This window comes from Nostoc sp. XA010 (assembly GCF_020829625.1).
In the GTDB taxonomy this organism is placed as follows: domain Bacteria; phylum Cyanobacteriota; class Cyanobacteriia; order Cyanobacteriales; family Nostocaceae; genus Nostoc.
Genome location: NZ_JAIVFX010000003.1, coordinates 270,822 through 291,900 on the forward strand (window position 1 = coordinate 270,822; position 21,079 = coordinate 291,900).

At 42.8% G+C, this 21,079-nt stretch carries 22 protein-coding genes; 9 read left to right on the forward strand and 13 right to left on the reverse strand.

Going from position 1 to position 21,079, the window contains the following annotated elements; genetic code table 11:
• Positions 1-34 precede the first annotated feature (34 nt).
• The 4 genes from LC608_RS06620 to LC608_RS06635 form a co-directional block, all read right to left on the reverse strand.
• A complete protein-coding gene (locus tag LC608_RS06620) occupies positions 35-922 on the reverse strand; it encodes an ABC transporter permease (protein ID WP_100900645.1) in 888 nt (295 codons plus the stop codon).
• Between the two features lie 95 nt (positions 923-1,017).
• Positions 1,018-2,037: an ABC transporter ATP-binding protein gene (locus tag LC608_RS06625; RefSeq protein ID WP_229552768.1), complete on the reverse strand. Its 1,020-nt coding sequence runs from the start codon at positions 2,035-2,037 to the stop codon at positions 1,018-1,020.
• A 135-nt stretch (positions 2,038-2,172) separates the two neighbouring features.
• Entirely contained in the window at positions 2,173-3,156 is a 984-nt protein-coding gene (locus LC608_RS06630) for a choice-of-anchor A family protein (RefSeq protein WP_229552769.1), read from the reverse strand.
• 157 nt (positions 3,157-3,313) lie between these two features.
• Positions 3,314-4,795, reverse strand: a complete 1,482-nt coding sequence (locus LC608_RS06635) for an aminotransferase class I/II-fold pyridoxal phosphate-dependent enzyme (protein ID WP_229552770.1) — start codon at positions 4,793-4,795, stop codon at positions 3,314-3,316.
• A 60-nt stretch (positions 4,796-4,855) separates the two neighbouring features.
• On the opposite strand from LC608_RS06635, the gene LC608_RS06640 reads away from it, so the two are divergent.
• The 3 genes from LC608_RS06640 to LC608_RS06650 all read left to right on the forward strand — a co-directional run bounded on the left by LC608_RS06640 (position 4,856) and on the right by LC608_RS06650 (position 6,219).
• Positions 4,856-5,200 (forward strand): DUF6883 domain-containing protein, encoded by a 345-nt coding sequence (locus LC608_RS06640; protein WP_229552771.1) that lies wholly within the window; start codon positions 4,856-4,858, stop codon positions 5,198-5,200.
• Positions 5,187-5,447 (forward strand): DUF4926 domain-containing protein, encoded by a 261-nt coding sequence (locus tag LC608_RS06645; RefSeq protein ID WP_229552772.1) that lies wholly within the window; start codon positions 5,187-5,189, stop codon positions 5,445-5,447. Before LC608_RS06640 ends, LC608_RS06645 begins: the two co-directional genes overlap by 14 nt.
• A 64-nt stretch (positions 5,448-5,511) precedes the next feature.
• A complete protein-coding gene (locus LC608_RS06650; RefSeq protein WP_229552773.1) occupies positions 5,512-6,219 on the forward strand; it encodes a M15 family metallopeptidase in 708 nt (235 codons plus the stop codon).
• Between the two features lie 182 nt (positions 6,220-6,401).
• On the opposite strand, the gene LC608_RS06655 is transcribed toward LC608_RS06650, so the two are convergent.
• Together LC608_RS06655 and LC608_RS06660 are read right to left on the reverse strand one after the other, a co-directional pair.
• Positions 6,402-6,875 carry a TspO/MBR family protein gene (locus tag LC608_RS06655; RefSeq protein WP_229552774.1) on the reverse strand — a complete coding sequence of 158 codons (474 nt, stop codon included), beginning with the start codon at positions 6,873-6,875 and terminating at the stop codon, positions 6,402-6,404.
• 183 nt (positions 6,876-7,058) lie between these two features.
• The gene (locus tag LC608_RS06660) at positions 7,059-7,532 is read right to left on the reverse strand and encodes a TspO/MBR family protein (RefSeq protein WP_229552775.1); all 474 of its coding nucleotides are present in this window, start codon (positions 7,530-7,532) and stop codon (positions 7,059-7,061) included.
• Positions 7,533-7,860: 328 nt separating this feature from the next.
• Between LC608_RS06660 and LC608_RS06665 the strand changes: the two genes are divergently transcribed.
• Entirely contained in the window at positions 7,861-8,430 is a 570-nt protein-coding gene (locus LC608_RS06665; RefSeq protein WP_229552776.1) for a DUF3611 family protein, read from the forward strand.
• A 1,078-nt stretch (positions 8,431-9,508) separates the two neighbouring features.
• Positions 9,509-10,864 carry a UDP-N-acetylmuramoyl-tripeptide--D-alanyl-D-alanine ligase gene (murF, locus tag LC608_RS06670; RefSeq protein ID WP_229552777.1) on the forward strand — a complete coding sequence of 452 codons (1,356 nt, stop codon included), beginning with the start codon at positions 9,509-9,511 and terminating at the stop codon, positions 10,862-10,864.
• On the opposite strand, the gene LC608_RS06675 is transcribed toward murF, so the two are convergent.
• The 7 genes from LC608_RS06675 to LC608_RS06705 all read right to left on the reverse strand — a co-directional run bounded on the left by LC608_RS06675 (position 10,833) and on the right by LC608_RS06705 (position 17,006).
• Positions 10,833-11,030 (reverse strand): hypothetical protein, encoded by a 198-nt coding sequence (locus LC608_RS06675; protein ID WP_229552778.1) that lies wholly within the window; start codon positions 11,028-11,030, stop codon positions 10,833-10,835. The genes murF and LC608_RS06675 overlap by 32 nt on opposite strands.
• A 178-nt stretch (positions 11,031-11,208) precedes the next feature.
• Complete coding sequence (locus LC608_RS06680; RefSeq protein WP_229552779.1) at positions 11,209-11,544, reverse strand: hypothetical protein; 336 nt, start codon at positions 11,542-11,544, stop codon at positions 11,209-11,211.
• A 205-nt stretch (positions 11,545-11,749) separates the two neighbouring features.
• Positions 11,750-12,151 carry a fasciclin domain-containing protein gene (locus tag LC608_RS06685; RefSeq protein WP_229552780.1) on the reverse strand — a complete coding sequence of 134 codons (402 nt, stop codon included), beginning with the start codon at positions 12,149-12,151 and terminating at the stop codon, positions 11,750-11,752.
• A 192-nt stretch (positions 12,152-12,343) separates the two neighbouring features.
• Positions 12,344-13,660, reverse strand: coding sequence for an FADH(2)-oxidizing methylenetetrahydrofolate--tRNA-(uracil(54)-C(5))-methyltransferase TrmFO (trmFO, locus tag LC608_RS06690; protein ID WP_229552781.1), 1,317 nt, complete (start codon positions 13,658-13,660; stop codon positions 12,344-12,346).
• A gap of 554 nt (positions 13,661-14,214) precedes the next feature.
• The gene (locus tag LC608_RS06695) at positions 14,215-14,931 is read right to left on the reverse strand and encodes a Uma2 family endonuclease (protein WP_229552782.1); all 717 of its coding nucleotides are present in this window, start codon (positions 14,929-14,931) and stop codon (positions 14,215-14,217) included.
• Positions 14,932-14,995: 64 nt separating this feature from the next.
• Positions 14,996-15,766, reverse strand: coding sequence for a 3-methyl-2-oxobutanoate hydroxymethyltransferase (panB, locus tag LC608_RS06700; protein WP_229552783.1), 771 nt, complete (start codon positions 15,764-15,766; stop codon positions 14,996-14,998).
• A gap of 127 nt (positions 15,767-15,893) precedes the next feature.
• Complete coding sequence (locus LC608_RS06705) at positions 15,894-17,006, reverse strand: two-component regulator propeller domain-containing protein (RefSeq protein WP_229552784.1); 1,113 nt, start codon at positions 17,004-17,006, stop codon at positions 15,894-15,896.
• An 815-nt stretch (positions 17,007-17,821) separates the two neighbouring features.
• On the opposite strand from LC608_RS06705, the gene LC608_RS06710 reads away from it, so the two are divergent.
• The 4 genes from LC608_RS06710 (at position 17,822) to LC608_RS06725 (ending at position 21,021) form a co-directional block, all read left to right on the forward strand.
• A complete protein-coding gene (locus LC608_RS06710) occupies positions 17,822-19,252 on the forward strand; it encodes a form I ribulose bisphosphate carboxylase large subunit (protein WP_229470486.1) in 1,431 nt (476 codons plus the stop codon).
• Positions 19,253-19,352: 100 nt separating this feature from the next.
• The gene (locus tag LC608_RS06715; RefSeq protein ID WP_100900844.1) at positions 19,353-19,760 is read left to right on the forward strand and encodes a chaperonin family protein RbcX; all 408 of its coding nucleotides are present in this window, start codon (positions 19,353-19,355) and stop codon (positions 19,758-19,760) included.
• Between the two features lie 46 nt (positions 19,761-19,806).
• Positions 19,807-20,145 carry a ribulose bisphosphate carboxylase small subunit gene (locus LC608_RS06720; protein ID WP_229552785.1) on the forward strand — a complete coding sequence of 113 codons (339 nt, stop codon included), beginning with the start codon at positions 19,807-19,809 and terminating at the stop codon, positions 20,143-20,145.
• Positions 20,146-20,394: 249 nt separating this feature from the next.
• On the forward strand, positions 20,395-21,021 hold the full coding sequence (locus LC608_RS06725; RefSeq protein ID WP_229552786.1) for a GDSL-type esterase/lipase family protein: 627 nt from the start codon (positions 20,395-20,397) through the stop codon (positions 21,019-21,021).
• Positions 21,022-21,079: the final 58 nt, after the last annotated feature.

A 21,079-nucleotide genomic window follows, 5' to 3' on the forward strand; every position in this document is an offset into this window, starting at 1 on the left:
GATTTGGAGCCTAAAATTGCTCTATTTTATCTCTTTAAGCAAGAGTTCGCCGTAGTTGGGGTTGAATACTCAGTAAGGCGACAACGGCAAAGCCAAACAATACCAGCAAGGCTCCCCCGAAGGTAACATCACCCCAAGGAGCTTGCATGACTACGCTACCTAGTTCCCAACTACTGTGGAGATACAGATAGCGAATGGGTTCGATCGCATAGCTGAGAGGATTTAGGGTAGCCACAACCTGCAACCACTGAGGCATGAAGGATAAAGGAGCCAAAGCTGTACTAGCAAACAATAATGGTAGGTTAGTGACGAAAATCACCGCAATCAATTCAATGTGTCCGGGTAGAGCGAAAGCTAAACCAAGGGAGATGGCTGTTACGCCCAAAGCTAAGAGGAAGACTATTAGAGCGATCGCACATAAACCCGTTGCATCTGGTAGTCCAGCCCCAATAAACGCTGCTGCTGCAACAATCACGGCTGCTTGCAGCAAACTTTGGCTGATGATAAAGATGGCTGAAGCAAAGACAATGGAAAACCGTGATGCTAACGGTGCTACCAGCAAACGATTCAAAAATCCGAACTCGCGGTCAAACATTACGGGCAACCCAGCATTCAGCGCCCCAGCAAAGGCTGTAAACACAATTACTCCAGCAGCTAAAAATTGCCCGTAATTTGTCGTACTGCCGAACAATCCTTTGGGTGCATTTTGAAATAAAGCACCAAATAGCACCAACCACATCACCGGCTGAATAATTCCGGCAATCAATGTGGAGGGACGGCGTTGCAATTGAATAAACAAGCGACGAGTTAAAGCCAACGTCTCTTGTACCAATTCACCGAAAAAGTTAGGTGCAGCATTAGCATCTGCTTGTGGCGATGCTAACGGCTGCCAATTGATATCAGATTTAGGAGTAACGCTCATGATTGGGGATTGGGGATTAGGGATTGGGGATTGGGGATTGGGGATTGGGGATTGGGGATTGACAAAACTTTTTCCCAGTCCCCAGCCCCCAGCCTCTATCTCATATTCTGCTTTTTCTCAGCTTTAGGATCGCGAGTGGCAACGGCTGCTAGTTCTGCATCCATCAGTGTGCGTCCTGTAGCGGCGAGGTAAACGTCATCGAGGCTGGGGCGAGATTGGGCTATGCCAAATATGGGCAAGCCAGCAGTATTCAGCGCTTGCTGTATGTTGATCAAAACATCGTTTTGAGGTGTCACCACCAAGTTGAGGGAATTACCTTGAGCGCTGTTGATGATCACTTCTTGCACAAACGGCAAAGGTTGCAAGAGGTTTTTAGCAATTTCTGCTTCCTCAATCGGGGAAAACTCGCGGATTCGCAAAGTGATGCGATCGCCCCCTACTTGATCTTTCAATTGTGAAGGTGTCCCAGCAGCAATTACAACGCCGCGATCTATAATTGCCACGCGATCGGCTAAAGCGTCAACCTCTTCTAAGTAATGGCTGGTAATTACAACTGTCGTCCCAGAGGCGCGTAATTTTCTTAGGAAATCCCATACCACAAAACGAGTTTCTATGTCAAGCCCTACTGTTGGCTCATCTAAGACTAAAACATCCGGTGAATGGAGTAACCCAGCAGCCAAGTCTAGGCGCTTGCGTAAACCGCCGGAATAGGTTCCTGTCTTTTTATTGGCGTATTCTTGCAAACCGAGTAAATCTAATACAGTCTCAATGCGCTGTTTGGCTACTGCGCCTGGCAGGTGATAAAGTGCGGCTTGCAGTTGCAGCAGTTCTCTTCCAGTCAGCACCTTATCTATAGCGACTTCCTGAGCTACGTAGCCTAGTCGTTGTCTTGCCAATCTCGGATTATCTAACACAGAGATGCCAGATACTTCGATTTTGCCAGCATCCGGTGTGGTGAGTGTACATAAAGCACGCAAGGTAGTAGTTTTCCCAGCACCGTTGGGGCCAAGTAAACCAAAAATTTCTCCTGGTTCTACCTGAAAGGAAACATCTTGGACGGCAACCACTGTACCGTAACGTTTTTGCAAATTTTGAATGAAAACGGCGGGAGCCATGACAGCTTATCCCCAACTATACAAATCTCAATAAAGTCTATCTTTATTGTAGAAGGTAGAGAGCAAGGAAATAGCGCATGAGCGAAAATCTGTAAACAAGTTCGTATAATGCGCTATGCTGCCAAAAATTTTTAGTTATTCTAAACAAGTAGCTTGATTGCGGTTGTAGCGAAATAAACCAAATGCTATAGCAATTAATCCTAAACCTGGAAGATTTGCAGGCTCTGGAACCTGAGTATGAGTGGGAGGCTTAGGCGGAGTGTAGTACTTAGTTGGGACAGTTGGCACATCGCCATTAAATAGATGGTTATGAGACTCGCCATTTCCTTTCAAAGAAGCTACTACTACATTGCCGTTAACTTGACCGTTATTGAAATTGAAATTAGCCAAAGGCGCAAGAATACTACCTTGAATGCCAATGCCACTGGCAGTTAGGTTTGTTGCTTCATAGAAGTTGTAAATTACCTTTTGTTTATCTGTACCAATGATATTAAACCCAAAGTTTTGTAGCGACACATCGTTACCGCTGATATTCACAAGGACAGTTGAATTTGCGTCTCCCTTAATTTCAAAATAGTTTGTCTTGGAGAAAGATGAGCCTGCAAGATTAAAAACATTGAAAGCAGTACCACTGCCACTAAGGTTAATAGCACCCCAAGGTTGAACTGTTGTTTTACCAGTAGGAGTTAAGGTTGCCAAATATTCAGATAGCCCTCGCAGTTCTTTCCCTGCTTCATTGAAGTCAATGGGATTAGCCTTGCTGAGAGTTCCTTGGGGAAATCCCACATTGCTGGATACATTGGCGCTGCCTCCATAGACAGCATTACCGTGGTAAACCTGACTGTTGCTCAGAGTTAAATTCTGTCCAGCTATTACTACGTTGCCGCTATTGCCAGAAAGTTTGCTTCCAAGTCCACCGACGAAATTTATGTTACCGCCAGCAGCAACTTTTCCTTCGATATCTGTATATTTTTGAGAGATATCTCCCAAAACAAATACATTGTAATCAGAGGCAGCACCTAACTCAACTGCATTCGCTCTTGCTGAAAAACCCAGCGCTAGAGTGACTACAATCGGGGCTGCTATTTGCACCCAAATATAATAGGTTTTTGATTTCATCTTCTAGTTTCGGAATCATCAAGATGATCCTATGGGTATAAATCAAAGATTGCACTAGTCTACTAGCTATGTTTATTGAAGTTTCACATTAGTATAACTACTGTATGTTTGACTTTATCAATTAAACTTTGAGGAAGAGGAATCAGTAGCTATAAGGTTATTTCACAACTTTCAAAGTTTTGAGGCTAATGTCATTGCAACCGCTAATAAATCCACCCATAGTCTGGATTTGTTGTAGATATTCAAGGACTGATTGGGTGATGACTTCTCCCGGCATTAACACAGGAATTCCTGGGGGATAGGGACAGACGATTTCAGCACAGATGCGTTTATTGGTTTGTGTCAAAGGTAGTATTTCACTGACAGCAAAAAAAGCTTCACGGGGAGAAAGTTGTAGAGCATAATCTAGTGTTCTGTTTAGATTTAGCCAGACCTGGTTTTTAACAGTCAAGTTGCTTCGGTAATATTGTTTGGCGAGGGTGATAAAACCTTGCACTAATTGTTCAATATCGGCTGGGGTGTTGCCCAAACTAATGATAAAGGTGAGATGTTGCAGCGAGGCAAATTCAGCAGTAACAGCTAATTTTTCATCAAGAATTTCCTCTGCTTCAAATCCGGTTAAACCTAAACCAGAAACAGTGACAGTTAGTCGCGTTTCGTCTAAAGCTAGAAAGCCGGGAGATCCCCCTAACCCCTCTTGATAAGCAGGAATCTGTAAAATAGATAATTCAGGAATTTGACTAATTCTTGTTCTAGCTTCATCTGCTAGTTGCAAAGTGCGAGACATCAGCATTTTTCCGTGGAGTGCCATTTGCTGACGCGCTGCATCTAAAGAAGCTAAAAGTAAATAACTAGGACTAGTAGATTGTACGAGTTGCAAAGCTTTACTGATGCGATCGCAATCTATCCTGTTACCTTGGATGTGCAGCATTGATGCTTGTGTCATTGCACCAAGTACTTTGTGGATGGATTGTACAGTCAAATCAGCACCTGCGGCTAAGGCTGAAGTGGGTAATTTGGGATGAAAGGCAAAGTGGGCGCCGTGTGCTTCATCTACGAGTAGAGGGATATTGTATTGATGTGTGATGTTGGCGATCGCACTCAAATTTCCACAAACGCCGTAATATGTTGGGTAAACTGTCAACACTGCTTTAGCGTCTGGATGTTGTTGGAGTGCAAATTCTACGGCGTTGGGTGTGATGCTGTGGGCAATATCTAAAACTGGATCGTATTCAGGATTAAGAAAAATTGGTATTGCACCAGAAAGAATTAAACCAGCGATCGCAGATGAATGGACATTGCGAGGCAGAATGATTTTATCGCCTGTGCCACAGGTAGCAAGAATTGCCGCTTCAATCCCACAGGTAGAACCATTGATAAGGAACCATGTTTGTGAAGCGCCAAAAGCTGCTGCTGCTAGTTGTTGTGCTTCTTGAATAACGCCTTGGGGTGCAAAGAGATTATCTAAATCTGCTAATTCGGTTAAATCAGCGCGAAAGACGGCTTTACCAAGTAAATCAACTAAGGATTGAGAAATGCCCTCACCTTGTTTATGTCCTGGGGTGTAAAAAGGCGTATGTGGTCTTGCTGCATTGGCTTTTAAGGCATCTAATAAGGGTGTTTGGTTTTGATTGAGCATTTAAAAGAAACAAACCGTTAATGATAAAATTTAAAGTCTGTTAGGGCATATTCATAGACTATGAAATTACCCAACGGCGAGCAAGCAGAGATTTCTATGCAAAAGCTCATAGGTTATTGTCTAAACCCAGAACATCCGAGTGGGAAACATAAAGCTAGAGTTTTCGCATCAATTCTAGGAATCACACTAGAAAACGCCGATGTTTTGCGTGAACTTATTCAAACAGCAGCAGTTGCGGGTGAAGTTGTTCAGCAAAGTACTACACAATTTGGTCAACAATTTAAGGTAGATTGGATAGTACCTGATACAGACGGAATCAGACTGCGGACAATCTGGGAAACTACCGCTAATAATCTTTATCCACGTTTGATTACTGCATTTCTGAAGTTAAATGAAAAAAGTTAAACTTTTGGATACTATTGCTACACTCAAGCCTATTCCCATTGAGAGATTACAACTAATAGAAGAAGATTATACTTCTATCGAAAGCTTACCTAGTGGGCAAGTTGGAACAATTGTAGAAGTGTATGAGCAAGAAGAAGAATATCATTATTTAGTCGAGTTTGCTGATACCCAAGGTTGTGAATATGCAATGGCAACTTTGAGAGCAGATGAAATTTTAGTTTTACATTATGATTTGGCAATTGCTTAAATTTAAATTTTTACCAAAATGCTATGCTTGCGTTAAAATCCGTAAGTCCTGTGTAGCTGACTAGATGAGACCTTATCATCAAATCCCAATTTTCGAGTGTGGTGAACCGCTAATAGAGATTCCTTTAGAATTGTTTGCGGTGGAATCTCCCCATCCTTATGAAAAATTAGGTGCGCCTTATGGCGATCGCTCTCCCTATTATCTCCGTCAAAGCGTTATTGAAAATTTGCTCCAAGCGCAAAATTATCTTCAACTGTTGCATTCAAACTGGCGTATCCAAATTTTTGATGCTTATCGCCCAGTAGCAGTCCAGCAGTTTATGGTAGATTACAGCTTCGCCCAAGCAGTGCAGGACAGGGGACTGACTCAGGTGGAGTTATTACCAAACCAACGCCAAGAGATTTGGGAAGCAGTTTATGCAATTTGGGCTGTACCAAGTTTGGATGAAAAAACTCCGCCTCCTCACAGTACTGGTGCGGCGGTGGATGTGACGCTGGTAGATGATGCTGGGCAAATAGTGAATATGGGTTCGCCAATTGATGAAATGTCAGAGCGATCGCACCCAGATTATTATGCTAATAGCGATCGCCCAGAAGCCCAAAAGTATCATGCTTACCGTCAGCTATTGCAAGATGTAATGTTAAAAGCCGGTTTTCAACGCAATCCTAGAGAATGGTGGCATTTTTCTATTGGCGATCAAATGTGGGCTTGGCTGAATAATCAATCTAATCCAGCCAATCCTGTCAAAGCACGTTATGGGCGTCTTACATAAATGTGGGCAGAAGAATTTTAGATTTTGGATTTTGAATTTTGAATTGAACAATCTAATGCTATTACCAGAAACTCTTTGACAATCCAAAATCTCAAACTAGTACGCCACGGTGCAAATAGAGCGACCATTTTAAATCCCTAAAGAGCTTATTTCATAATACTTTTGACTTCCGCCCTGCGGTACTATGCATCTTGAGGATTTAACTCTTTTAACTCATCGGTAGTGTAAGTACCAATAGGAGTCCAAATTAAATAGGGAAGGAGTAACAGCGCCGCCATTGGAGAAATCGGCAAAAGGCAGATTGCCAGGACAACACCTGAAATCAAACCGATTAGCCCAAGGATTTCACCAACTTTGAGACTACGGAACCTCAACATTGCAGGTATGTAGGCGACGGTGATAATTTCCACCAAGAGGTACAAAGCCATTAGTAGCCAAGTAATTATGCCTCCTGGATTTTTTTCCCAGACAACATAAGCTGAAGCTGCACCGCAAATAAAAATCACAGTCCAGATAACCGGAATGAGCGGCTCAAAAACTAGCCAACGAGGGCGACTTAACTTTGCAAACCATTTAACATCACGCGGCGTGATCAAGAAACTACCAAGGGCGACGAAGAAAGTTACAGCCCCAATTATTATCCAAGATGGAATCATAATGCACTCTCGCTTGTGTATTTTGTCAAGTCATACACTGCAAGTCTGACAATTTAGGCTATATGTTGAATCATTCCCTGGTGCGAATCTTAGACCAATCTAAAAAGAATTGTGACCGATGTATTCACAAAATCCAGATACAGAAAACAATTCCATAATACTTTTAACTTCCGCCCTGCGGTACTAGGCATCTTGAGGATTGAGACTGATCATCTTCCAAGTGGTATAAGTACCAATGGGACTCCACAGCAAATAAGGAACTAGTAATAGTGCTGCCCAGCCAGAAATATTTAAAACTGCAAGTATCAATAAAGCAGAAATGATAAAACCTGTGCCACCAAGAATTGTACCGACTTTCAGGCTGCGAAGCTTAAACATTACAGGTGTATAGGCAATGGTTACAATTTCTAAAAGCAAGTATAAACCCATGATTAGCCAGGTTGAAGTGCTTCCTGGATCTTTTTCCCAGATAATATAAGCTGACCAAGCACCGCAAATAAATATTACAGTCCAGATAATAGGAATCGCACCCTCAAAAGTTAGCCATCTCGGCCGTCGTAAGCGCTTGAACCATTGGCGATCGCTAGGTGTAATTACGTTAGCTGCTAAGGCAACTAAGAAAGCGACACCCCCAATCACCATCCAAGATTTAATCATGGCCGTTATCCTTTACAAGCGCTATCTATCGCTTAATATCACTTTTTATAGTGTGATTTTGTCAATTTAGTTGCTAATTACTCATCACCCCTGAGTTTGAAACCTTCACATCGTTTGGCAGGATTTTAAATTATGGGCATTGAGAATTGGGCACTTGTACCGAGCGAAGTTGAAGTATTGGGCATTGGTTATTTCTCCCCCTGCCTCCCCTGCTCCCTCATCCTCCACTCCCCACGAAATTATGTCTAAGGATGGGGGTATAGGGCGAACCGTGGAAATATTCTTGATAATAGGGGAATAAGGCAATTAGGTTTAATGGTAATTTATTATGCAAACTAAATCAGAAACGCGTTCGCAAGCATCAGAAACTCGAGGAATTGGTAATACTATTCGGCTCACAGGCTGGATTGGTTTCTGGATACAATTGGGGCTTGCAATGGTTTCTAGTTTAGCTTTGTTATTTGCCTTGACTGGCCGTAGCTTTGCGGAACAACCGAATGCCGGTCTTGGGGTAGGTATATTTTGGGCTGTGTGCGGTGTTGTAGTTTTGTTGTTCTCTGTCTATTGGGATTTCCGTTACACTCGCATAGGCAAAAGTCTAGAAAATCTTAATCCAGCGTTGCATCTCAGTAAAGCAGATACAACTAAAATCATCCGATTGGGAATAATTGCAGGTTTGGTGGGAATATTATTAACTCTTTTGGGTGCTGGATCAACTGTGTTAGTGCTAGTGGCAAAATCTATTTCTCAACCTCCAGGAGTGGCAATCACTGACCCCTACAAGATTATTCGGGCGCTGGATGTTTTTGTGGCTGTGGCAAACATCAACGGGATTGCTGCTCACTTTGTGGGTACTATCGCTTCATTATGGTTACTAGAGCGAGTGCATCAACACTAATAGTTAGTGCAAGGTGGAAGTCAAAAGGAGCCACTGCGCCCTAGTGCCTCTGCCGACTTGTACCTCTATGGGGAAGCAATCTAGACTCTTAGGCAGGGTAACAACTGGCTCTCAAAAGTCAAAAGGTTTTAATGAGTATTAAAATTTTGCTGATGAATCTTTGCAATTTCCCTTGTCTTTAGGTTAGTTGTAATTATTCTTATTTTTACCTAAAGATTCAGTTTCAAGGTAGTTTCTTACTACTTATGACAGTTACTTCAAATCATCCTGATGAGTGAAAGTATATATACTTAATAACTGAGGTTCAAAGCATGGACTCAACAGGTAAGGTTCAAACTGGGGACTCGTCCTGGTCTCTTCCACTGCCGTTGAAAGAGTATGCAATGAGCCGAGTAACTGTCTACTTTTATAGCGACAGATGGGTTCCGATTAAATATTGTTCTTTGGGAAAGGCAATTTTGCTTCACCAGAAGGCAAACCTAGAAGGCAAGGAAATTTTATTATTTCCTGTTAATCTAGACCCTAATCAACTCTCAAACTCTTTTAACTAAAATGCATTGAGTAGACCGTTTTTCTAATATTTTAGCAAAAAATGAATTGGCTATAGAGGCGTACCTAAATAAGTAGTACGCCTTTATCTATAAATGGGAGAGAGTGAACTAGTCCACCTATAGACGGAGGTAGTCCTAATTAATCAGAAATAGCCAAGAGAAATCTACAGTTCTATTGGTCTGACATTCCCTCGTCTTGTCAGGAGTCCTGATTCCCAAGACCTAATTCTTCTTGGCTCTGGGGGAGAAATCAATTCAAAATGACGTTCACGTACTCGCTCTAAGCGTACTCCTAGGTCGAACCCAGCTACGTGCAGCGTCTGGTAGAGAAGGCTTTACGCTACGGTAATAAAATTCAAAATTAAAGAACTTTGTTCTTCACCAATAACTGCCCCCTACTCCCTTTATTCTCCTGTGATTAGGCTTAGATTTGCATCTTTTTCAAGAATCGCAAATCTTGTGGTTTAATGCAGTATTATGCCATAATTCGATTTTATAATTTTGAACTTTATAACTGTAAATTACTTATGCATTGTTCTGCCACCCTAAACCAACTGGTTGAAGTTCTTTTGGCCAGTTCTGTAAACTTATCTGAAAATGCTTTAAAACAAGTAAGTTACGGTATACAAACAGATAGCCGTACCCTGAAGCCGGGTGAAGTATTTCTAGCTTTACGAGGCGATAAGTTTGATGGACATGAATTTGTGCAAACTGCGATCGCAAAGGGTGCAATAGTGGCAATTGTGGATTTTGAATACGAAAATCCGGGACTTCCTGTATTACAAGTAAAAGACACCCTCAAAGCATATCAGAAACTTGGCAGATGGTGGCGCGATCGCTTTGACATCCCTGTAATCGGTGTAACAGGTTCCGTAGGTAAAACTACAACTAAAGAATTAATTGCCGCAGTTTTAGGAACAAAAGGGCGAGTTCACAAAACTTATGGAAATTACAATAACGAAATCGGTGTCCCGAAAACTCTCCTAGAACTTGGTGCAGAAGATGACTACGCCGTGATTGAAATGGCGATGCGGGGTAGGGGACAAATTGCCGAACTGACGCAAATAGCACGTCCAACAATTGGAGTCATTACCAATGTAGGGACAGCACATATCGAATTACTCGGTTCGGAAGAAGCAATCGCTGAGGCAAAATGTGAGTTATTAGCCGAAATGTCTGCTGATAGTGTGGCAATTCTTAACCACGACAATCCTTTATTAATGGCCACAGGAGCAAAATTTTGGCACGGAGAAGTTTTAACTTACGGCTTTTATGGTGGGGATATCCAAGGGCAACTAATTGATAACGACACTGTAGAAGTTGCCGGAATCCAACTACCTCTACCTTTACCTGGTCGTCACAATGCAACAAATTTCTTAGCAGCTTTAGCGGTAGCAAAGGTGTTGGGGATCGATTGGGCAAGCCTCAAAGCAGGTGTAATGGTGGATATGCCCACAGGGCGATCGCAGCGATTTACCTTACCCAACGATGTGGTAATCTTAGATGAAACTTATAATGCTGCACCAGAAGCTATGATTGCAGCGTTGCAATTATTGGCAGACACACCCGGAAAACGGAAGATTGCTGTGTTGGGTGCAATGAAAGAATTGGGAGAGCGATCGCAGCAGTTGCACCAGCGAGTAGGAGAAACAGTGAAAAAGTTGAATTTAGACGGCTTGTTGGTTTTGGTAGATGGACAAGATGCCGAAGCAATCGCTCTTAGTGCCGAAGGTATCCCATCGGAGTGTTTTGCAACTCATGCTGATTTGGTGGCTAGGTTGAAGACATTTGTGCAAGCAGGCGATCGTTTATTGTTCAAAGCCGCCCATTCTGTGGGACTAGATCGAGTAGTTAATCAGTTACGTGCAGAATTTTCCAGATGATACCACTAGAAAGCCAACCATCGCCGTTTTGGTCAATATCTGCCGTAGTCAGTTTGCCATTGGCATCATAGTTATAACTGGTAATCTCGTCAGCGATGCCATCATTATTTTTGTCAGCTACCTGTGCAGCTAGTTTGTTATTAGCATCGTAGCTGTAAGCAGTCACCTCAACAATGATGCGATCTCAGCATTACAATTATTGGCAGACACACCCAAAAAGGGCAAAATTGCCCTCTTGAGTGCTATGAAAGAATTCTAAAGAGTGATGTCTAACTCCAAGCTGAAGAAGCATCTATGCACTAGCGAGTTGAAGAAGTAGTGCGATCAGAGACTATGTGTAGATTTCAGGCGTTGTTGGAAAGACTAGGGTTATTACTGTAGCGTCTTTGAAAAAGAATTGCTGCTAAATTAGTTACCAAACAGGTGATTGCTAGCCACAGCAAGATATAAGTAGGAGCCATCACCACGCCAATCAGGAACCAAGTATATACGTGCAGTATCATTACAGAAGCGAAAAAGCTAGCAATTCCCGCAGATTGCCACACTTGATACGATGGGCGACGTAACGCTACCAGGCTTATCGTTAAAATTGTGACAAGCAAGTTCGCTGGTACGAGAAATGTACAAATACTAATGCAATTGCCACGAGAGAACTCAGCTAAGTTGTTTAAATCGAGCATTAATTTGTTGGGATAGGTGTTAGCTTTTTAAGAATTTAATTTATTTGATTTTAAAATAATGAAATCAAAATTAATATATGAGTGAGTAATCACATTGTAAATATAACATAAATTAAACTATTGAGTTGCGTTTTGATACTTCCAATAGTTAGTTAATTATAAAGATTTTGGATAAGTAGGGTGGAAAATAACCACCCTAGCTGAATTAACCCGGTAAAATCACCGTATCGATAACGTGTATCACACCATTATCAGCTTCGATATCTGCTGCTAAAACTGTGGCGTTTTTAACTTCAAAACCATCAGAAGAACTAATTTTAATGGGTGAACCTTCCACAGAATTAACCGTACCAAGTTCTGCCAAATCAGCCTTTAGCAGCTTTCCTGGAACGACATGATACTTTAATATCCGCGTTAACTGGGGAATATTCTGTAACAGAGTTTGGATAGTTCCCGGCGGTAACTTGGCAAAAGCATCGTCATTTGGTGCAAAGACAGTGAACGGGCCAGGACTTTTTAATGTTTCTACTAAACCAGCAGCTTGTACAGCCGCCACCAGTGTTTTAAAAGACTCAGCCGTAACTGCAATATCAACAATATCAGCCATATATCTTACCTAGAATCTCTGCAAAAGATTTTAAAGGATAATAAACCTATTTGAAGTTTTATTAAACAAAATAAATTTAAAATCAGGCGTTAAAAAAGAGGCAGGGGAGCAGGGAGCAGGGGAGACAAGGGGGGGACAAGAGGTGAGAACTTGCAACAAGTCTTTTTCCCAATGCCTCATGCCCAATGCCCATTAATTATGATTAACTTTCCAGCTTGCTAAATCAGTTAAAGAGCGATCGCGGTAACGTCCATAACGCTCCTGCTTACTCTTGATTTTCGCACCCAGTTCGGGAAAAATCCCAAAGTTGGGCGGCATTGGTTGGAAATGCTTCGGCGAAGCGGAACTAATAAATTCCAATAACGCACCCATCATTGTTGTTGGTGGTAAAACCAAAGCTTCTTTACCCAAAGCTAGCCGCGCTGCATTAATTCCCGCCAAGCAGCCACCCGCAGCCGCAGCAGTGTAGCCTTCAGTACCAATCAACTGTCCAGCAGCTAACAATGTCGGACGCTCTTTAAATTGCAGAGTCGGATGCATTAGCTGAGGAGCATTAATAAAAGTGTTGCGGTGCATCACTCCCAATCGGACAAACTCTGCCTTTTCCAAACTGGGAATTAGCTGAAATATTCGCTTTTGCTCACCCCAACGCAGATTAGTTTGGAATCCTACCATATTCCACAGTTGACCAGCTTTATCTTCTTGTCGTAACTGCACCACAGCATAAGGACGTTCCCCTGTGCGAGTATCTGACAATCCCACTGGCTTTAGGGGGCCGTAGCGCATGGTATCTTCCCCACGCTGTGCTAGTTCTTCAATGGGTAAACAAGCTTCAAAAAATTTTGCCGTTTCCCGTTCAAAACCTTTGAGTTCTGTTTGTTCCGCTTTACAAAGTTCTTCTCGGAACCGCAAGTACTGCTCTTTATTCATTGGGCAGTTGAGATAAGCGGCTTCACCTTTGTCATAACGTGATGCCATAAAAGCAACGTCACGGTTAATCGATTCTCCCACAATAATCGGACTAGCCGCATCGAAAAAGCTGAGGTATTCCATCCCCGTAAAGCGCTGCAAATCTTCGGCTAAGTCGGGACTGGTTAAAGGCCCAGTTGCCAAAACTACAATCCCTTCCGGAATCGTAGATACTTCACCCCGGCGAAATTCAATTAAAGGATGATGTGCTAAAGTTTGAGTCAAATCTTGGCCAAATTGTCCCCTGTCTACCGCTAGCGCCCCACCCGCAGGAACGGCGTGTTCATCAGCTTTGGAGATGACGATAGAACCGAGTTGGCGTAATTCTTCGTGCAATAATCCAGCCGCGCGATCGCTTGCCATTGCCCCAAAGGAATTACTACACACTAATTCTGCCAAATGTTCTGTATGATGAGCAGGGCTGAAGCGTTTTGGACGCATTTCATGGAGAATTACCGGTACTCCAGCTTGGGCTATTTGCCACGCTGCTTCAGTTCCAGCTAGTCCACCTCCAATTACTTGTATCGGTTGTTGTTCCATAGTTATATTTTTAACGCTTCGCGGAAGTCCCCATCTTCAAGGTACTCCTTAAGATAGGGATTGTGATCTCTTGGTGAGGATTACATCTGGAATTGATTTTTTACTTGGTAAAAACAAATTCTGGATGGATGACGAATCCCCATCGCCCTTGGCATCTCCCCTTGGGAGAGGATTTTCTGGTAAGATATTCAATGTCTTGACCATCAATGCCATAAGCGAAAACCAAGCTAATAGGTACATGTTGCAAGAAAAAGATTTGGGTCTTGGGAACCAGGACTCCTGCCCTTGGAGGGAATGTAAGACCAAAAAAACTACGGAGTTTTTGAGGCTGTTACCGATGAATGGGGAAGCTCAGACTTCAGTCGTAGGCAAGTCTGAGTAGTTCACTTCCTATATCATAAGTATCGATCAGCATTACAGAAGTAAAATTAAATAAAAAGTCATGCTGACTATATAATTCAGCGTAAAATATGGTGAAGCAACAACACCAGATAATCTCTGCTATGCCTGTATTCTATGTAACCTTCAAAAAATAACTGATTTGGAGTCAAAAATTAGAAATTATCTGTATCGATTCCCTTTTCTTTGACTTTAGCTAACAATTCTTGATAGCGATTGCGCTCTTTTTCTAATTCTTCTAAAGCCGCTTCCTTTGCTTGACATTCCCGTTCTGCACGTTGGCGTTCTTGTTCCCGCAATTGGTCAATTTCTACGGGTGACAAAAACTTTTGTCCGGTGGTAGAAAAAATTTCCAGAGTATCCGGTGTCAGCGTAAAACGCATTCCGAAACGCGGACTTACCCAGCCATTCATCTCTTCAATAACTTCAAAACTATCCCTAGAACGGAGCAAGCCATTTAAATCGTTCTTAGCCGGATCATAAATATAATATTCTTCCACGCCGTAACGCTGGTAAAACTGCAATTTTTTGGTCATTTCTTTGAGCGTTTTACCTGGCGAGAGAATTTCAAATACTACCTGTGGGGGGATATTATCTTCATCCCATTGTAAATAAGAACCCCGTTTTATTTTTGGTCTGCCAAAGACCACCATTGTATCCGGCGCTTGTTTAATATTCGGGCTTCCTTTAACTGGATACCAAAACAAATCTCCGGCGATAAATACATCAGCTTGCGATGCAAATAGGATTTCTAAATTTTCTTTAATTTTGACAATCCATGCAAATTGTTCTGTATTATCCGCCATTGGCTGTCCGTCGCTTTCTGGGTAGATGACTTCGATGGTAGTTTCTGGTGTGACTTGTTGTACCATTGCTACACCTCCAAGTATCGGGTTTAGTAGTCATAGAAATTTGGACTTAACTCAGATTCTACTATTATGGAAATTTCCGATCGCGCACTTCCCCGGCATAATCTTGCACGGCTTTGGTAATCGTCTCCCGCAAGTTGGTATAAACTTTGGCAAATGGTGGATGCTTTTCAGCAAGTCCGAGGACATCTGAGGTAACTAAAACTTGTCCATCGCAGTGAGATCCTGCACCGATACCAATTGTCGGAATGCTTAATTTTTGTGTAATCTGCATTGCCAAATCTGCGGGGATATGCTCTAAAACGAGAGAAAATACACCTGCTTGTTCCAGAGCGATCGCTTCTTGTAAAATCCTCTCACTCGCTTCTTGCGTTTTCCCTTGTTGTCGCAAACCGAGTTGATGTACTGATTGCGGTGTCAAACCGACATGACCCATTACCGGAATTCCAGCTTGAACCAAACGAGCAATAGTTTCTGCGATCGCTGGATAGCCACCTTCTAATTTTACCGCTTGAGCGCCCGTTTCCTTCAGTACCCGCCCAGCTGAGTGCATTGCTTGCTGGAGACTTTCTTGATACGTCAAAAATGGTAAATCTACCACCACTAATGCCCGCTTAACTCCTCGACGTACAGATTTGGCGTGGTATATCATCTCATCCAAAGTTATCGGCAGTGTTGTTTCATACCCTAGAACTACTGCCATAGAGTCGCCCACAAGGATTAAGTCTACACCAGCTGCATCGAGGAGTTGAGCGATCGCATAATCCCAGGCCGTCAACGCTACAATTGAACGCCCCTGTTGTTTCCATTGAATTAATTGCTGGGTAGTGATTGCCATTTTTTTAGTGTTAAGTGCTGAATTAGAAGTGCTGAGTTAGGAGTGATGAGTTAGGAGTAAATAGCTCAGGATTTCATTTAATTCATAACTTCTAATTCCTAACTCTTAACTCTTAACTCCTAACTTGTTACTTCACGGCGCGACTGAAAGCAATATGGGGTTTTGCACTGTCGGTTTTAGGCATTAACCAAGCTAGACCTTCACTAGTGCCGATCCATAATTTATTGGCGATGTCAGGTGCAAGGGCAAGAACCCGACTAGAAGGAAGTCCAGCAACTTCTGCATCTAACACAGCTCCTGTATTTGGATTTAATCGTAACAAACCATTGTTGGTCCCAACCCAGACACTACCATCTTTAGCAAAACGTATCGCACTCACGTCACGCCCACGCAGACGAGTTACAGACCGCAACACTGCACCAGTTTTTGGGTTAATAACTAGTAAATTATTTGGCATTCCCGCCCAAATTAACCCTTCTGGACTCATAGCTAAAGCTTGGACAGTCGTCCCTGGTAAATCGGCTATCCGCTTCATAATCGCAGCACTAGAAGTATTTACCCGTACCAATCCATCAAGAGTGCCAACCCACAGTTGACCTTCAGCATCTAAAGTCAGGGTGTTGGCGCTGACACCAGGCAGATTTTTTAATGTTGTCATAATCAAGCCTTGGTCGGGACTAATTAGGGCTAAACCGCTATCGGTTCCAGTCCACAAATAACCCCGTTTGTCAACTAACAATGACAACACCCGTTTAGAAGGCAAAAATAAATTCTGCGCGGTGATTTCGCTAGTACGGGGGTCTACTCGGAACAGTCCATCATAACTTCCTACCCACAAACGTCCTACTTTGTCTTGGGCTAAAGCACCAATGGCAACATTTGGTAAACTAACACGAGAAATAATCTTGCCAGTTTTAGGATCAATCCGCGATAGTCCCCGCCAAGAACCTACCCAAAGATTGCCAGTAATATCTCCCAGTAAGTTCCCGACACGATAATCAGTTTTTGGCGAATTTTCTTGCACTCCTCGCTCATCGGGCAAAGGTTCTACTCGCGGTGGCGGTGCAGAAGATGGGTAAGGAGGAGTTAGATCAGATGAATTAATATCAGGGGTTTTTTGTGCCCATCCTATACTTGGCAAAGCTATCAACCCCAGCAAGATAGAAGTAGTCAATAAACTAGTACGCTTGCAAAACAATACCACGGTGACATTTCCTTTGGAGACAGTACCCATAGCCATTACCTAAACTGGCTTTGGGTTAGTTCCAGTGTTCCCCTAGTCAGGATTTTTTAAACATTGGGGACTGGGGACTGGGGAATAGGAACTGGGGAATAGGAAATAAATATTTAGGAATACTTTCTCATTACCCAATACCCAGCCCCCAATACCCAGTCCCCAGTCCCTAAACACTACTGATGACACCTTGTAAAGCATCTGTAACAAAATGTTAAATCTTTATGTAATAACAAAATTAAATATATAAGTTAAAAACTTTCAAAGAATAACTTATCGAATTATTGATATATTGTGGAATAAGTTACAAATTACGTGGTGTGCAATTTTTTATCTTTACGCTCACGACTCTGCTAAATCTCTGTCAAGTAAATTTTTTTCTGGTATCTTTTCCATCAAGGGAGAAGATATAGGGAGTGTAGAGGCGGGAATGTGTGCCAGCCAGCCCAATCCCCTGAATACCCCGATTTGTAGGGAAATTATCTAAATCAAGCCGCAAAAGCGGAAGTTTTGGTGAAATTGAGAAGGTTTAGTTGGATGCGAAGAAGAGGTAAAAAAGAATTTTGATTCGTAGGGAGAGGGAACAGTAGAAGCGCTAGGTCGCGTACCCCTAGAAGGGGATAACACTGGTGAGGAAGGCTACCACCGCTACCAAACAAAGTGTCCGCCGCAAAAAAACTGCTACCCTCTGCCAAAAAGAACCCTTAACAAAAATTTTTACCGTTCTTTTCCCCGATGAAGGGGGGAAAAATGGGGTGAGGGGAAGTTGCACAAAACGTGATTTGATAATTAATAAGAGTGATTTCAGGGAAGGATAAAATATGTCTTACGCTCAAACGAAGACTCAGAGCAAGTCTGGGTATCAAGCCGGGGTTAAAGATTACAGACTAACTTATTACACACCCGATTACACACCAAAAGATACCGATCTTCTAGCTGCGTTCCGCATGACACCCCAGCCTGGTGTTCCTCCCGAAGAAGCAGGTGCGGCTGTAGCGGCTGAGTCTTCCACAGGTACTTGGACAACTGTGTGGACAGACTTGCTCACCGACCTCGATCGCTACAAAGGTCGTTGTTATGACATCGAACCAGTTCCCGGTGAAGACAACCAGTACATCTGCTACGTTGCCTATCCTCTGGACTTGTTTGAAGAAGGTTCTGTAACCAACGTGTTGACCTCAATTGTAGGTAACGTATTTGGTTTCAAAGCTCTGCGGGCACTGCGTCTAGAAGATATTCGCTTTCCTGTTGCTTACATCAAGACCTTCCAAGGGCCTCCTCACGGTATCCAAGTTGAGCGCGACAAGTTAAACAAATACGGTCGTCCTTTGCTGGGTTGTACCATTAAGCCCAAATTGGGTCTTTCTGCTAAGAACTACGGACGCGCTGTATACGAGTGCTTACGCGGTGGTTTGGACTTCACCAAAGACGACGAAAACATCAACTCCGCACCATTCCAAAGATGGCGCGATCGCTTCTTGTTCGTAGCTGAAGCTATCACCAAAGCCCAAGCAGAAACCGGTGAAATTAAAGGTCACTACCTAAACGTTACGGCTCCCACCTGTGAAGAAATGCTGAAGCGGGCTGAGTACGCTAAAGAACTCAAACAGCCCATCATCATGCATGACTACCTCACCGCAGGTTTTACCGCCAACACCACATTGGCTCGTTGGTGCCGTGATAACGGTATTCTGTTGCACATTCACCGTGCTATGCACGCTGTAATCGACCGTCAAAAGAACCACGGTATCCACTTCCGTGTATTGGCTAAAGCCCTACGTTTGTCTGGTGGTGACCACATCCACACCGGCACCGTAGTTGGTAAGTTGGAAGGTGAGCGTGGCATCACAATGGGCTTCGTTGACCTGTTGCGTGAAAACTACATTGAGCAAGACAAGTCTCGTGGTATTTACTTTACCCAAGACTGGGCTTCTCTACCTGGTGTAATGGCAGTTGCTTCTGGTGGTATCCACGTATGGCACATGCCCGCACTGGTAGAAATCTTTGGTGATGACTCCGTACTACAATTCGGTGGTGGTACTCTGGGACATCCTTGGGGTAACGCTCCTGGTGCAACCGCTAATCGCGTCGCCTTGGAAGCCGTTGTTCAAGCTCGTAACGAAGGCCGCAACTTGGCTCGTGAAGGTAACGATATCATCCGCGAAGCTGCCAAGTGGTCTCCTGAACTGGCTGTTGCTTGCGAACTTTGGAAAGAAATCAAGTTCGAGTTTGAAGCAATGGATACCGTCTGATCTGAGTTAACAGTTAAGAGTTAAGAGTTAAGAGTTAGGATTTGCATTAATTCATAACTCATAACTCATAACTCATAACTCTTCAGGGCTGGGGTCAAGCATGAATCTTAAGCAAATTGCGAAGGACACAGCCAAGACTCTCCAAAGCTACCTGACTTATCAGGCTCTAAGGACAGTATTGGCACAGCTAGGCGAAACGAATCCTCCATTAGAACTTTGGCTGCATAACTTTTCTGCTGGCAAAATTCAAAATGGTGAATCGTATATTGAACAACTGTTGCGAGAGAAACCAGATTTGGCTTTGCGAATCATGACTGTCAGGGAACACATTGCGGAAGAAATCATCGAATTTTTACCGGAAATGGTTACCACTGGCATTCAGCAAGCCAACATGGAACAGCGTCGCCAGCATTTAGAACGCATCACACGAATAGACACATCGAACCCCAGTCTGCAACCAGAACAGCAAGCAACTTCAGATCCGAATTTGGATAACTTATCTAATTAGTTCGGTCAACCTAGTAGTCAAAATCGCAACTCATTATCAAAAAGCTATGCAAACTTTACCAAAAGAGCGTCGTTACGAAACCCTTTCTTATCTGCCACCCCTGACTGACGCTCAAATTGCCAAGCAGATCCAGTACATTTTGAATCAAGGTTACATTCCAGCGATCGAGTTCAACGAAACTTCTGAGCCAACAGAATTATATTGGACAATGTGGAAGCTGCCTTTGTTTGGTGCTAAATCCACTCAAGAAGTATTGAGCGAAGTTCAAGGATGCCGTTCTCAATTCAGCACCAGCTTTATTCGTGTTGTGGGTTTTGACAACATCAAGCAGTGCCAAATTCTCAGCTTTCTTGTTCACAAACCTAACAAAACCAACAGATACTAAAGCAAACGTTGCTCTAAGTAATTAGTTTATCCCCATAGGAGAGGTGGAATTATCCGCCTCTCCTATTTACTAGGTTTGTTTTGAAACGCAGAGGGACGCATTCGCATTAGCGTTCGCGCAGCGTCTCGTAGAGAAGCGGTAGCGACGTTAGGAGCGTCAGCGTCTCGCAGAGAAGGAAAACGCAGAGCAACGCAGAGAATAACTCGGCATCCCTTTGCGTAAACCTCTGCTTTCTTTTAAATATAATAAATGGAATTACAGCATCTGCCGGAAGTAAGAATTTGCTTTGTTGGTGACTCTTTTGTTAATGGTACTGGCGATCAAGAATGTCTTGGTTGGACAGGGAGAGTATGTACTAATGCTAATAAAAAAGGTTATGACATTACTTACTATAATTTAGGAATTAGACGTGATACGAGTACTGATATAGCAAAGCGTTGGTTACAGGAAGTATCACTACGATTATCCAAAGAATATGATGGTAGAGTTGTGTTTTCTTTTGGATTGAATGATACAACATTAGAAAATGGTAAAACTCGTATAGATTTGGCAGATTCGCTCAAAAATGCCCATGAAATTTTAAGTGAAGCTCAAAAGTTATATCCTGTTTTGATGATTGGGCCTGCACCATACGCAGAACAAAAAGATAGTCAAAGAACGAACAAAAATACTGGTTTATCTAAACAGTTTACTTTAATTTGCAATGAATTAAATATACCTTATTTAGACGTTTTTCCGATATTAGAAAAATCAAATATCTGGATGAATGAAGCAAGAGCTAATGATGGTGCTCATCCTAGAGCAGGCGGTTATGCAGAATTTGCTCAAATAGTAGAAAATTGGGAAGCTTGGTTAAATTGGTTTCCTCTGACTTAATCGAGTATTCAAAGTTAGGATAGTGGTAGCACCTAATTTTTATATCCAAAGGTGGTAA

Excerpts from the sequence above, each read along its gene's own strand:
- LC608_RS06665 (WP_229552776.1), top strand. The coding sequence starts at position 7,861 with ATGCAAACTAAATCAGAAACGCGTTCGCAAGCATCAGAAACTCGAGGA.
- LC608_RS06685 (WP_229552780.1), bottom strand. The coding sequence starts at position 12,151 with ATGGCTGATATTGTTGATATTGCAGTTACGGCTGAGTCTTTTAAAACA.
- LC608_RS06620 (WP_100900645.1), bottom strand. The coding sequence starts at position 922 with ATGAGCGTTACTCCTAAATCTGATATCAATTGGCAGCCGTTAGCATCG.
- panB (WP_229552783.1), bottom strand. The coding sequence starts at position 15,766 with ATGGCAATCACTACCCAGCAATTAATTCAATGGAAACAACAGGGGCGT.
- LC608_RS06660 (WP_229552775.1), bottom strand. The coding sequence starts at position 7,532 with ATGATTAAATCTTGGATGGTGATTGGGGGTGTCGCTTTCTTAGTTGCC.
- LC608_RS06650 (WP_229552773.1), top strand. The coding sequence starts at position 5,512 with ATGAGACCTTATCATCAAATCCCAATTTTCGAGTGTGGTGAACCGCTA.
- LC608_RS06630 (WP_229552769.1), bottom strand. The coding sequence starts at position 3,156 with ATGAAATCAAAAACCTATTATATTTGGGTGCAAATAGCAGCCCCGATT.
- LC608_RS06635 (WP_229552770.1), bottom strand. The coding sequence starts at position 4,795 with ATGCTCAATCAAAACCAAACACCCTTATTAGATGCCTTAAAAGCCAAT.
- LC608_RS06655 (WP_229552774.1), bottom strand. The coding sequence starts at position 6,875 with ATGATTCCATCTTGGATAATAATTGGGGCTGTAACTTTCTTCGTCGCC.
- LC608_RS06640 (WP_229552771.1), top strand. The coding sequence starts at position 4,856 with ATGAAATTACCCAACGGCGAGCAAGCAGAGATTTCTATGCAAAAGCTC.
- LC608_RS06720 (WP_229552785.1), top strand. The coding sequence starts at position 19,807 with ATGCAAACTTTACCAAAAGAGCGTCGTTACGAAACCCTTTCTTATCTG.
- LC608_RS06645 (WP_229552772.1), top strand. The coding sequence starts at position 5,187 with ATGAAAAAAGTTAAACTTTTGGATACTATTGCTACACTCAAGCCTATT.
- LC608_RS06710 (WP_229470486.1), top strand. The coding sequence starts at position 17,822 with ATGTCTTACGCTCAAACGAAGACTCAGAGCAAGTCTGGGTATCAAGCC.
- LC608_RS06695 (WP_229552782.1), bottom strand. The coding sequence starts at position 14,931 with ATGGTACAACAAGTCACACCAGAAACTACCATCGAAGTCATCTACCCA.
- LC608_RS06625 (WP_229552768.1), bottom strand. The coding sequence starts at position 2,037 with ATGGCTCCCGCCGTTTTCATTCAAAATTTGCAAAAACGTTACGGTACA.
- murF (WP_229552777.1), top strand. The coding sequence starts at position 9,509 with ATGCATTGTTCTGCCACCCTAAACCAACTGGTTGAAGTTCTTTTGGCC.
- LC608_RS06680 (WP_229552779.1), bottom strand. The coding sequence starts at position 11,544 with ATGCTCGATTTAAACAACTTAGCTGAGTTCTCTCGTGGCAATTGCATT.
- LC608_RS06725 (WP_229552786.1), top strand. The coding sequence starts at position 20,395 with ATGGAATTACAGCATCTGCCGGAAGTAAGAATTTGCTTTGTTGGTGAC.
- LC608_RS06705 (WP_229552784.1), bottom strand. The coding sequence starts at position 17,006 with ATGGCTATGGGTACTGTCTCCAAAGGAAATGTCACCGTGGTATTGTTT.
- trmFO (WP_229552781.1), bottom strand. The coding sequence starts at position 13,660 with ATGGAACAACAACCGATACAAGTAATTGGAGGTGGACTAGCTGGAACT.
- LC608_RS06715 (WP_100900844.1), top strand. The coding sequence starts at position 19,353 with ATGAATCTTAAGCAAATTGCGAAGGACACAGCCAAGACTCTCCAAAGC.